This window comes from Tabrizicola sp. (assembly GCF_030373185.1).
In the GTDB taxonomy this organism is placed as follows: domain Bacteria; phylum Pseudomonadota; class Alphaproteobacteria; order Rhodobacterales; family Rhodobacteraceae; genus Tabrizicola.
The window spans coordinates 1-12,999 of the sequence record NZ_JAUCZH010000010.1 but is presented as its reverse complement, the minus strand read 5'-3'; the positions used below and the strand labels follow the sequence as shown (position 1 = coordinate 12,999).

At 65.1% G+C, this 12,999-nt stretch carries 9 protein-coding genes and 2 pseudogenes; 1 reads left to right on the top strand and 10 read right to left on the bottom strand.

Translation table 11 applies throughout. The features are described from left to right. Positions 1 to 90: 90 nt before the first annotated feature. From QUV21_RS16905 to QUV21_RS16860, 10 genes and pseudogenes are all read right to left on the bottom strand, one after another. Positions 91 to 794 (bottom strand): annotated as a pseudogene (locus tag QUV21_RS16905) (IS6 family transposase). Positions 795 to 825: 31 nt separating this feature from the next. Beyond that, complete coding sequence (locus QUV21_RS16900; RefSeq protein ID WP_300856493.1) at positions 826 to 1,458, bottom strand: TetR/AcrR family transcriptional regulator; 633 nt, start codon at positions 1,456 to 1,458, stop codon at positions 826 to 828. Between the two features lie 23 nt (positions 1,459 to 1,481). Beyond that, positions 1,482 to 3,032, bottom strand: coding sequence for an ABC transporter substrate-binding protein (locus tag QUV21_RS16895; protein ID WP_300856492.1), 1,551 nt, complete (start codon positions 3,030 to 3,032; stop codon positions 1,482 to 1,484). Beyond that, on the bottom strand, positions 3,016 to 4,002 hold the full coding sequence (locus QUV21_RS16890) for an ABC transporter ATP-binding protein (protein WP_300856490.1): 987 nt from the start codon (positions 4,000 to 4,002) through the stop codon (positions 3,016 to 3,018). Before QUV21_RS16890 ends, QUV21_RS16895 begins: the two co-directional genes overlap by 17 nt. After that, the gene (locus QUV21_RS16885) at positions 3,999 to 4,958 is read right to left on the bottom strand and encodes an ABC transporter ATP-binding protein (protein WP_300856488.1); all 960 of its coding nucleotides are present in this window, start codon (positions 4,956 to 4,958) and stop codon (positions 3,999 to 4,001) included. The genes QUV21_RS16890 and QUV21_RS16885 overlap by 4 nt, the downstream gene beginning before the upstream one ends. Continuing rightward, on the bottom strand, positions 4,955 to 5,833 hold the full coding sequence (locus tag QUV21_RS16880) for an ABC transporter permease (protein ID WP_300856487.1): 879 nt from the start codon (positions 5,831 to 5,833) through the stop codon (positions 4,955 to 4,957). Before QUV21_RS16880 ends, QUV21_RS16885 begins: the two co-directional genes overlap by 4 nt. Then, positions 5,817 to 6,767, bottom strand: coding sequence for an ABC transporter permease (locus QUV21_RS16875; protein ID WP_300856486.1), 951 nt, complete (start codon positions 6,765 to 6,767; stop codon positions 5,817 to 5,819). The genes QUV21_RS16880 and QUV21_RS16875 overlap by 17 nt, the downstream gene beginning before the upstream one ends. A 21-nt stretch (positions 6,768 to 6,788) precedes the next feature. Next, on the bottom strand, positions 6,789 to 8,831 hold the full coding sequence (locus tag QUV21_RS16870; RefSeq protein WP_300856485.1) for a CocE/NonD family hydrolase: 2,043 nt from the start codon (positions 8,829 to 8,831) through the stop codon (positions 6,789 to 6,791). Then, positions 8,831 to 10,354 (bottom strand): trimethylamine methyltransferase family protein, encoded by a 1,524-nt coding sequence (locus QUV21_RS16865; RefSeq protein ID WP_300856484.1) that lies wholly within the window; start codon positions 10,352 to 10,354, stop codon positions 8,831 to 8,833. Before QUV21_RS16865 ends, QUV21_RS16870 begins: the two co-directional genes overlap by 1 nt. Continuing rightward, complete coding sequence (locus QUV21_RS16860) at positions 10,351 to 12,420, bottom strand: FAD-dependent oxidoreductase (RefSeq protein WP_300856483.1); 2,070 nt, start codon at positions 12,418 to 12,420, stop codon at positions 10,351 to 10,353. Before QUV21_RS16860 ends, QUV21_RS16865 begins: the two co-directional genes overlap by 4 nt. Positions 12,421 to 12,730: 310 nt before the next feature. Here QUV21_RS16860 and QUV21_RS16855 point away from each other — a divergent pair. Beyond that, positions 12,731 to 12,999, top strand: a pseudogene (locus tag QUV21_RS16855) (hypothetical protein); the annotation flags it as partial.

Sequence of the window (12,999 nt, the reverse complement as noted above, 5' to 3'; positions counted from 1 at the left end):
CCCGCGGAGACGCGAGGCGGATTTGCAGGCAATGGAGGGTGCCGTCAGACGGATGCGAACTCGTCTCAGTTTCCCAGCAATGACAATTTGTTAGGCTGCAAGAAGACTGCGCCACGCTGCGAGGGCGGCGGCACGGTTCAGCTTGAAGACGGTTCGTGACGAGAGGCTGCGCTCCTGGTTGAAATGATTGTGGACCGAGGCGTGGACGGATGCGAACTTCGGTAGTGTTCGCATCCGCCGGAAGCGTAGCATCACCCGCTCGCGCCTTCGGAACGGCTGGTGCGAATTCTCGGAGCGATTGTTTGCCCAGCGGCCGGTTTCCTGCAATTCCGGAATTCCGAGGTCTTTGAGGGCAGCCCCATAAGAACGAAGGCGATCAGTCACGATTTCGTCGGCACAGCCGTGCCGCTTAAGCGTTTTCTTCACGAATCTCAATGCCGCTCTCTTGTCGCGTGTCTTCGTCACGAAGCTTTCGAGCCCTTCGCCTTCGTGATCGACGGCCCGCCAAAGATAGCGCCGCTCGCCGTTGATCTCACAAAAACTTCGTCAAAGTGCCACCGCCAGCGGCTCGACCGCATCCCCGAAACCCGACGTTTGCGGATCTCGGATGCAAACAGCGGGCCAAATCTGTGCCACCAGAACCGGACCGTCTCGTAGCTGATGTCGATCCCTCGCTCGTGAAGAATATCCTCGACGTTCCGCTGCGAAAGCGGAAACCGGACATACATCATCACGGCAAGGCGGATGATCTTGGGGCTGGTGCGAAAGTACCGTAAGGGGCTGCGTGTGGTCATCCCCAAATGCCAGGCAACCGACCCCGCCGGCTCAAGTCTCCATCCCTCTGACATTGCCCACGGGCTTGTCGCCCAACGTCAGATGCGGCGACAGCAAGGCCCAGCAGGTGGCCCGGGCGGCCGTTTCGGGCAAAAGGTCGGGGTCGACACAGCGCTGCACGCCAAGACCGTCTACCAGACAGATGAAGGCCGAGGCAACCGTGTCCATGTCGATCCCAGACCCGGGCGGGGCCGCCTCACGCAGTGCGGCGGCGATACTTTCGCGGTATTGGCTATAGCGCGCCCGGTGTTCCGCACGCAGGACCGGGTTGTTGGCAATCTCTCCCCAGAGGGTGAGCCAGATGTTCAGAACCTCACGGCTGAACAGCGCGGGCGAGACCAGCGCCTCGACCAGAGATTCCAGACGGGAAAGGCCCTGGCGCGGTGCAGAGATGGCAGCGATCCATTCGTCATACATCCGGCTGTAGACGGCGACCAGAAGCCCGTCCATCGACCCGAAGTGATGCGTGATCAGCCCGCGCGACACGCCCGCCTCGGCCACGATCTTGTCGACCGTGAATTCCCGGATACCGCCGCGCGCCATGCAGGCGCGGGCGGCATCTTCCAGAAGAGCGCGCCTTTTTCCGGCAGACAGCCGGGACTTTTTGGGTGGCGCAACGGTCACGTCAGTCGGTCCTTTGGCTTCGGTCAGGCCCTGCGGAAGGCGACCGGATCGGGGTGGCCATCTGCAAGGATCACTGGCACCAGATCGGCGTCATGAATTGCAAGATAGGGTTCAAAGCAGATGAAGACGAATCCGCCGGAGGCTTCCATCAGGTCTTCCATCCGATTGAACATGTCGCGGCGTTTGTCGAGGTCTTGTTCCGTCATCGAGGCTTGGTAAAGGCTTTCATATTCCGCGCTGTCGAAGAAGGACCAGTTGTAGATGCCGATCTGGTCGGGGCGGAACCAGACCAGGTTTTCCGTCGGATCGATGCCACCGGCAAAGTTCATCAGCACCAGCTCGATCGACTTGTACCCCTCGCCCGCCGTCATGTCGCCCAGTGACCAATAGGCGGCATCGTCGACCGGCTGGATGTTGATCGTGATCCCCGCCTCGGCCAGATTGGCCTGAATGATCTGGGCGATGGTCTGGCTGGTGCCATCGGTCAGCGCGTAAAGGTTCAACTCCAACCCCTCGGCCCCCGCCTCGGCCAGAAGTGCCTTCGCCTTCTCCACATCCCGCGTCGCGATCAGGTTCGTCGGCCGGGCAAAGCCAGAGGTCGGCGGAACTACCCCGGTAGAGCGCCCCACCAACCCGTCATAGGCGCCGTCCAGCACCGCCTGCCCGTCATAGGCATACTGGATCGCCTGCCGCACCCGGGGGTCTTTCAGCGGTTCGGCGTTCATGTTGATCGTCAGCCACGCATAGCGCGTGCCCGGCGCCTCGATCAGCGCCGCGCCTTCGGGCATCGCGCCTTGCAACTGTGCGGCAGCCCCGACCGCCACGCGCGTAAAGTCATAAGCATCGGCCTCATAGGCCAGCTGGGCGGCCTGATCGTCGGTGACGATGTAGAACTCCACGCGCTCGAAGGCCGGTTTCTCGCCGGTCCAGTCGGGGTTCGCCTTCAGAGTGACCTTCTGGTTCTGCTCCCATGTGTCAAAGAGGTAAGGACCACATTGCGCCGGGATTTCTGTGGTGTAGCTGCCGCCTGCCGCCTCGACCGCCTTCTGGCTGACGATATGGCCGCCGTAATAGGGCAGCGCAATCACGATGAAGGGGGCGAAGGGTTCAGTCAGGTGGATGATACCGCTGCGGTCGTCGATCACCTCGACTTCTTTCAGCTTTTCAAATTGATAGGCCCAGGCGCTGTCGGACCCCGCGATGCGTTCGAACGAGAATTTCACGTCAGCCGCCGTGACCGGGCCATAGTCTCCGGTCCAGCTCAGTCCCTCGCGGAGGGTGAAGGCTAGCCGCGTGTCGTCAAGCCATTCGATCTTTTCGGCGGCCCAGGGGCGCCACTGGTTGCCGTCGCGCATGTCGCCGAGACGCACCAGCGTGACGTTGGTGCAGCGCGGGATGATGTCATCCAACTCGCCAATGATGCCGAACGGGTCCAGCACCTGAAAATCTGCACCGACCCGCAGCCGCAGGGTGGTGCCCTCGGCGGCCCAGGCAAAACGTGGTATGGCGGCTGCGGCGGCAAGGCCCGCGCCCGCAGCCTTGAGGAATCCGCGACGGTCAGTGCTCCAGTGCATGGTGGTCTCCCTGTTCCTGATTTTGATCGGCGAAGTGGCAGCGGGCAAGACGCCCGGTGGTGGTTGGGTGCAGATCGGGCGCGTTCTGCCGGCAGATGTCCTGCACAAGCCCGCAGCGGGTGTGAAATTCGCAGCCCGAGGGCCGCCGCAGCACCGAAGGCACCTCGCCCTTGATCGCAAGGTCAGCGCGGCGGCGGCGCGGGTCCGGCTTCGGTTCGGCGGCGATCAGGCTGGCGGTGTAGGGATGCGCCGGGGCGGCAAAGACCTCGGCCGTCGGCCCCTCCTCGACAACGCGGCCAAGATACAGCACGGCGACGCGGTCGGCGACATGGCGCACCAGCGCCAGGTTGTGAGTGATGATCAGATAGGCCAGCCCCATGTCGCGGCGCAGGTCCGCCATCAGGTTCAGAACCTCGGCCTGAACCGACACATCAAGCCCCGCCGTCGGTTCATCGGCAATGACGAGGCGTGGCCGCAGCGCCAGCGCGCGCGCCACGCCAACCCGCCGCGCCTGCCCGCCCGAAAGCTCGTGCGGATAGCGCCGGGCGATGGCGGCAGGCAAGCCGACGGTCGCCAGAAGGTCGCGCGCCATGCGGTCGGGGTCGGGCAGCGGCTGGCGGTGAATTCGGAAGGGTTCGGTCACCAGATAACCCACCGTCAACCGGGGCGAGAGCGAGGCCGTCGCATCCTGAAACATCATCGTCGCATCACGCCGCAAGCGGGCAAGGCCCGCCTTGCCGGCCACGGGCTGCCCGTCAAGGCGGATCTCGCCACCGCTCATCCCTTGCAGCCCCATCACCGCCCGCGCCAGCGTGGTCTTGCCCGACCCACTTTCCCCGACCAGCGCCACGCTTTCCCCCCGCGCCACCGTCAGGTTCACGTCTTGCAGGATCGTCAGCCGCGCTCTTGACAGAAAACCGCCCAGCGGTAGATCGACCGACAGGTTCTGCAAATCCAGCACCGGGGTCATGGCTGCACCCGGTGGCACAGCACGGACCGACCCTCGGCCAACAGGACTCGCGGTGGCGGATTGTGACAGGCGGGCAGCGCCATGGTGCAGCGCGTCAGGAAAGCACAGCCGGGCGGCAAGGCGGTCAGGTCGGGTATACGGCCCGCGATGGTGGGCAGGCGCCCGGAAGAGGGATCGACCACCGCCGGGTCGCAGGCCAGAAGTGCGCGGGTATAGGGATGCAGGGCTGCGTGGAAGATCGCGTCGACCGTACCTTCCTCGACCACCTCGCCCGCGTACATCACCGCCACCCTGTCACACAGCTCGGCGATCACACCCAGATGGTGGGTCACGATCACGATGGCGCCGTCAAAGCTGGTCCGCAGGTCGCGCAGAAGGTGGATGATCTGCGCCTCCATCGTCACGTCCAGCGCGGTGGTCGGCTCATCCGCGATCAGCACATCGGGTTGCATCAACAGGGCGGCCGCGATGGCCACGCGTTGGCGCATGCCGCCGGACAGCTCATGCGGATAGCGGTCAAGAAACCGCGCGGGATTGGGGATACCGACACGGGCCAGCATCGCAACAAGACGGTCAGGCGTGGCGCGGGCGGGGTCATGCGCGCCAGCGAAATCGGCCAGCTGCCGGCCAATGGTCAAGACCGGGTTGAACGCGGTCATCGGGTCTTGAAACACCATGGCCACCGACTGCCCGCGCAAGGCACGCTGCGCTGCGGGGGGCAGTTTCAGCATGTCGGTGCCGTTGATCCGCACCCCGCCCTGCCGGATCTCTGCCCCCACGGGCAAGAGGTTGATCATCGCGGCGGCAAGCGTGGACTTGCCGCAACCGCTTTCACCCATGATCCCCAGAACCTCGCCCCGCTGGACGGACAGCGACACATCGCGCACCGCCTGCAAGATGCCCCCCGCTACGCGGTAGACGACCGACAGGTTTTCCACGGACAGGGGCGCGCTCATGTCCACCTCCGCCCGGCGCCGCGCGGGTCAAGAACGTCGCGCAAGCCTTCGCCCAGAAAGGTGAAGCCCAGCGTCGCCAGCACCAGCGGGATACCGGCAATGACAACGATATGCGGGGCCTGCCGCAGCGAATTGTAGCCCTCGGCCAGGATGTTGCCCCAGGACGGCGACGGCGGCTTTACCCCGAGGTTGAGATAGCTCAGCCCCGCTTCCAGCATGATGACCACCGGAATATCCATGCAGATCAGGATCACCATCGGCCCCACGACATTCGGCAGAAGGTGCCGGAAGATGATCCGCACAGGGCCGGCGCCCATGGCCCGCTCGGCCAGGATATAGTCGGCCCCGGACAGTGACAGGGTCTGGGTCCGGATCAGCCGGGCATAGGACGGAAACGACACCAGCACGATCACCAGGATCAGGGTCGTGGTGCCGGGGCCAAGGACGGTGATGACCGCAAGCGCGAAGAAGATCATCGGAAGGGAAGACATGCTGTCAAACACCAACACCAGCGCGGAATCGAGCCAGCGCGGCCCATAGCCGGCAACCAGCCCCAGGACGAGCCCGAGCGCCCCCGCGATCCCGACCGAGGTGATGGAGATGCCAAGCGCCAACCGCGCGCCCCAGATGATGCGCGACAGAAGATCCCGCCCCAGATGATCGGTCCCGGCCCAATGCGCGGCGGATGGGGGCTGGAACTTGGCCTTCACATTCAGCGCTATCGGGTCATAGGGGGCAATCCACGGGGCCAGCAGCGCCATGGCAAGGAAGGCAACCACCAACACCAGCCCGGCCAGCCCCATCGGGTCACGCAACAGCGCTCGGCCAATCCCGCGCCGGGCCGGAAGGGTGATGTCATCAACTGCGGAGGACATCGCGCACCCTTGGATCCAGCCGCGCGATCAACAGATCGGCGGCAGTGACGACAGCAAGGTAGAAAGCTGTCATGAACAGGACCGTCCCCATGACCACGGGGTAGTTCCGCTTTTCCACCGCAGCGGTGATCAGCGTGCCGATACCGGGCCGGGAAAACACGCTTTCGACAAAGACCGCGCTGGACAGGATAGACCCGAACCCCACCGCCAGAATCGAGATGGTCGGCACGATGGCCACCCGCAGCGCGTGGCGAAAGACGATGTCGCGCTCTGACATCCCAAAGGCGCGGGCGGTGCGGATATGCGGCGCCTCCATCACCTCCAGCATCGAGGCGCGGATCAATCGGGCCAGGTATCCGACCCAGCCGACACCCACGGCAAAGGCGGGCAGGATCAGCGCGCGGGCCTGGCTGGCGAAATCGCCCTTCTGCCCCGCCCCGATGGCGGGCAGCCATTTCAGCCAGACCGCAAAGATGATCAGCGCATAGATTGCCACGACAAATGACGGGATCGAGATGACACTGACCGACAACACCCCCAGAAGTCGGTCGGCCAACGTGTCGCGCCAGATTACCGCAGCACAGCCCAAGAGCACGCCCATGATCAGCGCCCAGCCCAGCGCCACTACGCCAAGGATCAGCGTGTTCGGGAACACTTCAAGGATTTGGTCAAGAACCGGGCGCTTTGACCAGACATCGGTGCCAAGATCGCCCTGCAGCACATTGCCGAAAAAATAGAGGATCTGCGTCAGGATCGGCTGATCCAGCCCCATCCGTTCGCGCAGAGCCTCTTTCAACTCCGGCGTCGCGCGCGGCCCCAGCGCCAGCGAGGCCGGATCGCCCGGCACCAGAAAGACCATCGCATACATGGCGGTCATCACCACGATCAGGATCAGAAGCGAAAGCCCGAGCCGCCGGATCGCGTAGGCCAGCATCAGCGCGCCTCCCCTGATGGGTCAAATATGATCACGCGGGATCCTCTCGTTCCAGTCGCGGGCAAAGACCTGCGTTCCGTTCTCGGTGATGCGCAATCGCATCTCGACGATGAAATGCGTGGCGTCGCAGGACAGCGACCCTTCGCTTTCATGGGTGAAAGTGCCGTCCACCCGGTCAATCTGCACGGTATAGCGGGTTTCGCAGCGCGCGCTGAGCGGGTCGCCATCGGTGATCCGGTAGCGGGCAAGGCCGGTGCCGCGATGGGTCTGGCCGATGGCGGGCATTTCGGTGGCATAGGTCCAGCGCGGAAAATCCACCACCATCTCACCGGTCAGAAGATCCCGGTGCACCGTGCGGCGGATCACGGGGGTGGCGGGATCGGCGGTCAGATCGGGAGGCAAGTCATGCTGCGGATCAGAGGCAGCCGCTTCGGGTGGATCGAAGGAGCGCATGCCGGCATCCTCGGGCCGGGGCGGGCGGACAGGCAACTCCAGCGCGCTGTCGCCAAGCTGGACGGTCAGGGTCGCAAGTTCTGGCGATGGCCAAGCGATGGGCCAGTAGACGGTCGAGATCGAGACCGCGATCCGGTGCCCGACGGGGAAACTGTGGGCGATGTCATCCAGATCGACCGCAGCCGTGGCCACCTGCCCCGGCACCAGCGCCTGCGGAGAGCCGTGACCATAGCGGTGACACAGGTTCAGATGCCCGATGGCCACGCGGGTTGACGCGCCCGAGGGGGCCACATCATTGACCCGGACCGACACCAGTGCCTGCGGCTTGTCACTGGCAAAGCGCAAGTGAAGCTGCGGGGCGCCAAGGATTTCCAGCGGCTCCGCCAGCGGTTCGGTCATGAACACCAGCGACCCGCCATCATCCTCGCGCTGGTCGGTGGCCCATTCCGCCTCGTCGCCATAGCGCCCGACCTCTCCCGCCGTCAGGCCTACCCATAGGGGGGAGCAGATACTGACCGTCCCCTGCCCCGTGCCGCCCAGCCGACCGTTCGCGCCCAAGGCCAACCGTTGCGGCTGGATGCGAGGCGAAGGCCATTGATCCTCACCCACCCAGCGCCCCGGCCGTTTGTGATAGCAGGTCTGTGGCGGCACATGGTCCTGCATCCAGGCCCGCAGCATCGGCTCAGCCATGATCCCGGTATCGCGGCCCTTCAGCCAGTGATCGCACCAACGCAGCACCTCCTGAAGCCAGCCGATTGCCGGTTCCACGGTCACGTCATGCGGGAACGAATGCGCCCATGGTCCGATCAGCCCCAGCCGCGGCCCCTGAAGGCCGGCCAGCAACCGCGGGACCGCCTCGGAATAATTGTCCGCCCAGCCCGACACCGCATAGACCGGGATCCTGATCTTCGAGAAATCCTCGCAGACCGACCCCTGCCGCCAGTAGTCATCCCTCGACTGGTGCTCCAGCCAGCGCAGGATCCAGGGCCGGTTCGCCTCGCGTCGCGCTTCCCACATACCGCGCCACGCCTCGCCCACGATCACCGGGTCTGGCGGCAGGTCCTGCATCGCGAACATGGTCGAGGACCAGTCGAAATTATCCTTCGACAGACACCCGCCGACCCAGTGGATGTCGGTCGCATAACGGTCGTCGGTCGACCCCACCGTGATGATCGTCTTCAACGCGGGCGGCTGGCGCGCGGCGATCTGGAGGCCGTTGAACCCACCCCAACTGATCCCGTACATCGCGACCTGCCCGTCGCACCACGCCTGCTTGGACAGCCAGTCAATCGCCGCTACCCCGTCCAGTTGCTCTTGCACCGAATATTCGTCGTGCAGCACGCCCTCGCTATCGCCCGTTCCGCGAATGTCGAGCCGCAGGCAGGCATAGCCATGCCGGGCAAGGTAGCGGTGCATCCTTTCGTCCCGCGCCCGCGTCCCGTCGCGCTTGCGGTAGGGCAGGTATTCGAGGATGAGCGGCACCGGCCCTGCGCCCTCGGGCCGCCAAAGCCGCCCGGCCAGACGGGTGCTGTCGGGCATGGGAACCCAGATGTTTTCTTCCTCGATCAGAGCGAAGGGGAAATCGGCGCGGGTTTCCATGTGCTTGCCCATCAGTTCATCGGTGCCCCGCCCTCGGCCTTGCGGCGGGTGACATAGGCGGTCAGCGCCTCATCCACGGCAGGGTCCAACGCAGGATCCTCATGCGCCGCCAGCACCTCCTTCCAGACGATGTTCGCCCGGGTCCGGGCATCGATACTGCCCTTGGCCAGCCAGTTCGGATGGTTGTCCCAGTTCGACAGCATCGGAGCGTGAAACGCCGTCTCATAGCGCGCCATCGTATGGGCCGTCCCGAAGAAATGCCCGCCCGCGCCCGCCTCCAGGATCGCGTCCAGCGCCAGTGCGCCGGGGTCGGTCGCTATCGGCTCGAAATAGGCGTCCATCATCTGAAGCATCTCGGCATCAAGGATCAGCTTTTCGAAACTCGCCGTCAGCCCGCCGTGCAACCAACCCGCTGCGTGGTTCAAGAGATGCGCGCCGCCGGTCAAGGCACCCCAGAGCGCCATCTGGGATTCGTAGGCCGCCTGGGCATCCACCTCATTCGCCGCCGTCACGTTGGACGACCGGAACGGCACCCCGATGTGCCGCGCCAACTGGCCCGAGGCCTGCGCGGCCTTGGCATATTCCGGCGTCCCGAACGCCGGGGAGCCGGACTTCATATCGACGTTGGAGGTAAAGCCGCCATACATCACCGGCACGCCGGTCCGCACGATCTGGGTCAGCACGATCCCCGCCATCGCCTCGGCATGCTGCAAGACCAGCGCGCCCGCCAGTGTTACCGGCGCCATCGCCCCCGCCAGCGTGAAGGGGGTGATCACATTCACCTGCCCATGTGCGGCCATGGCGATCAGCCCCTCGGCCATCGGCACATCCAGTTGAAGGGGGGAGTTGGTGTTGATGATCCCCAGAAGCGTGGGCCGGTCTCGCAATCCTTCGACCGTCGTACCCAGCATGATCGCTGCCATCTCGATCCCGTCCATTGTGCGGGCAAGGCCAAGGGTCTGGGTCTGCCAGCTTTTGTCCACCAGCCGGATCTGCGCGTGGTAGATGTCCAGATGGCGGGTGTTGGCGGGCAGGTCCAGGGGCTCGAACGGGCCGCCGCCTTCCTGATGGATGACGTTCAGCGACTGGATCAGCCGCATGTAATCGCACATCTCGTCAAAGGTGCCGTCCCGGCGGCCCTTGTCGTTGCACATGACATAGGCCGGACCACCGACCGCGCCATAAGCGCACCAGCCGCCGCCAAGCTTCAGGTTGCGCGCGGGGTTGCGGGCCTCCAGCGTGAAGGTGGCCGGCACCGTCGCCAGCAGCCCGGCAACAAGGGCGGGATCAATTCGGACCGTGTCGCCACGCACCTCAGCCCCTGCTCCGGCGAAAAGCTTGCGCGCGGGTCCATGCAGAACGCGCAAGCCCTGCCGCGCCAGCACATCCAGCGCCGCCGCATGGATAGCGGCAACCTGATCGTCACTGATCACCTTGACCGGCGGCATCAGCCGCTCGACCTGACCCCATGGCCGCTGCGGCACCCCGCCGAGGGCGCGGCTGGCCTGCCGTCTGCGCCCCTCGGCCCGGGTCATTCGGCGGCCTCGGGCAATTGGAAATCCCGCGGGGCAAAGGGCGCATCCCGCCGCGCTGTGACAGTTGCAACCCCGAGTTCCCGCGCAGTCTTGTGGCCCTGATAGACCGCATGAACAATCGCGCCGGGGGCATTCGCGTCACCTGTCAGGTGCAGATGCCCCGGCTTTGCGTCAGCCGCCAGCGCCTCATGCAGAGCGCTTCCCGCTGCACGGTAGCCCACGATGACCAGCGAGCGCACGGCAATCCGCCGCTCTTCGCCGCTGTAGATCTGGGCCAGCCGCAACTCCTCCCCATCAAACCCGGTCACGACCTCAAGCGTGCGCAAGGCGATGCCCTTTGCCGCAAAGGACTGATGAACCAAGGGCTGTTCATTGGTCATGAAGCCCCAGGCGGCAGCGGCCCCTGCGGTGGTGATGTAGGTGACATCAAGCCCCAGCCCGGCAAGCTGCTCGGCAATCGCGGACCCAAGATAATAGCTGTCATAGTCGAAGACCGCGACTGGACCCTCTGGCACCACGCCTGCCGCCAGATCGTCGGGCGTGTAGACGCGGGGGGCCTCCAGCGGCCCCGAGGGCAGTTCATTCGCACCGCACAGATGCGGCAACCAGCGCGCGCCGGTGGCGATCACCACATGTTCGGCGCCAAACTCCGCCACATCCGGCGCAGTTAGGTCGCTTTCGGGGTAAAGCGAGACGTTTGGAAGTTTGCGCAACTGGCCCATCCGGTAGTCAACCACCCGGTGCCACTGGCCCAGTCCCGGCAACCGGCTTTCCCAACGCAAGCGCCCGCCGAACTCGCGCGCCTTGTCGGCCAGCGCCACCTCATGCCCGCGCCGCGCCAGCGTCAGCGCCGCTTCCAGCCCAGCAGGCCCGGCGCCCACAACCAGCACCTGCCCTTGCCCGTCGCGCCTGACGATCTCGGGATGCCAGCCGCGCCGCCACTCCTCGCCTGCTGTGGGGTTCTGCGTGCAGCGCACCCAGACCCCGTCATGCCAGCTGGAAATGCAAAGATTGCAGCCGATGCATTCGCGGATGTCCTCAACCCGCCCATCTTCGATCTTCTTCGGCAGGAACGGATCGGCGATGGATGGCCGCGCGCCACCGATAAAATCCAGCACGCCGCGCTTGATCATCGACACCATCGTGTCGGGGCTGGTGAAGCGGCCGACGCCAACAACCGGCTTGTCGGTGACCGATTTCAGGAAATCCACAACCGTCTCGTGGCTGCCTTCCGGGGTATAGCGGCTGGCGGCGCAATCGAAGGCGGAATAGTCCATCTTCACGTCAAAGAGATCCGGCACATCCTTGAGAAGGCCGATTACCTCATGCGCCTCGGTCGGTGCCACTTCGGACGGTCTGGTGCGCAGCTCTTGCATGGAAATCCGCAGCGCGACTGCGCAACGCCCATGGGTTGCCTCACGCACCGCATCGATCAACTGCTCTACCAGCCGCACCCGGTTGCGGACCGACCCGCCGTAGTCATCCGTGCGCTGGTTGTAGTCCGACAGCAGGAATTGATAGGGCAGATAGCCCATGCCTGCGTAGACATAAAGGATATCAAACCCCGCCTCCTCGGCCTTGACCGCCGCCTCGGCATGCCAGCGGATCAGGTCGCGGATGTCGGCTGCGTCCATCACCCGAGGGCGTGCCGAGGACATGAACGGCACATGCGTCGCCATCCACGGGATGCCCGACGGCGACAGGGGAGCGTGCCGCGTGGTCCGGTTCACCGCCGCCGCCCCGCCATGCCACAACTCCACCGCCGCAAGCGACCCGTGGCGATGCACCGCCTCCGTCATGAGCGCGTGGCTGCGCACATCCGCCTGATCCCAGAGCGAGGCAAAGGGGAACGGGCTGTCGTCCGACGATGGATGCACCGAGCAGGCCCCGGTCGAGACGACGCCCCACCCCCCCGCGGCCTTGGTTTCGCGGAACGCTGCCCTGACATGAGGCGCCGCATTGGTCATGCCCGAGGCGTGCGGCACCTGAAAGAACCGGTTCCGCGCCAGCTTGGGCCCGATCCGCACGGGTTCGAAAAGTATGTCAAAGCGTGGGTCACGCGCCATGCCGACTCCTCAGGCGATTCGTGATTGAACTACCGTATAGTAACAGGGTAACCGCACAGGGCAATCATTCTCTTGCAAGCGCCTGACGCAGCGATCACCGCAGTCCGGCCCGCATCACAGGCGGAAAGACGCGTTGTCTCCTCAAGCTGTGGGAAGCGGAAACGGTCATCGACATCGGATGCGGCCCGGATCAGCCTCGGAAAACCAAAGAAAGGTGGTGTCAGACCAATGCGAACTCGTCTCAGTTTTCGAGCGATCACGATCTGTTAGGCTGCAAGAAGGCCGCGCCACTCGGCAAGAGCGGCGGCGCGGGTCGTGCCCCGTGGGCCGCGTGCCCGCGGGCGAGATCGAGGCCGCCGTGGTCGACCAGCTGCGCGCCGTGTTCCGCCAGCCGGAGATTGTTGCGGGGCCCTGGAAGGCGGCGCGTGCCCACGCCGACGACATCTCCGAGGCCGACGCCCGCGCGGCCCTACAGCAGCTTGACCCGCTATGGGACGAACTGTTCCCCGCCGAGCAGGCGCGCAGGTGGTGTCAGACGAATGCGAACCAGTCTCTGTTTGCCCAAGCCCTCCGCACGTC

Bases quoted from the DNA above. Each gene is read 5' to 3' on its own strand.
- QUV21_RS16895 (WP_300856492.1), bottom strand. From the start codon at position 3,032: ATGCACTGGAGCACTGACCGTCGCGGATTCCTCAAGGCTGCGGGCGCG.
- QUV21_RS16890 (WP_300856490.1), bottom strand. From the start codon at position 4,002: ATGACCCCGGTGCTGGATTTGCAGAACCTGTCGGTCGATCTACCGCTG.
- QUV21_RS16885 (WP_300856488.1), bottom strand. From the start codon at position 4,958: ATGAGCGCGCCCCTGTCCGTGGAAAACCTGTCGGTCGTCTACCGCGTA.
- QUV21_RS16880 (WP_300856487.1), bottom strand. From the start codon at position 5,833: ATGTCCTCCGCAGTTGATGACATCACCCTTCCGGCCCGGCGCGGGATT.
- QUV21_RS16875 (WP_300856486.1), bottom strand. From the start codon at position 6,767: ATGCTGGCCTACGCGATCCGGCGGCTCGGGCTTTCGCTTCTGATCCTG.
- QUV21_RS16870 (WP_300856485.1), bottom strand. From the start codon at position 8,831: ATGGGCAAGCACATGGAAACCCGCGCCGATTTCCCCTTCGCTCTGATC.
- QUV21_RS16865 (WP_300856484.1), bottom strand. From the start codon at position 10,354: ATGACCCGGGCCGAGGGGCGCAGACGGCAGGCCAGCCGCGCCCTCGGC.
- QUV21_RS16860 (WP_300856483.1), bottom strand. From the start codon at position 12,420: ATGGCGCGTGACCCACGCTTTGACATACTTTTCGAACCCGTGCGGATC.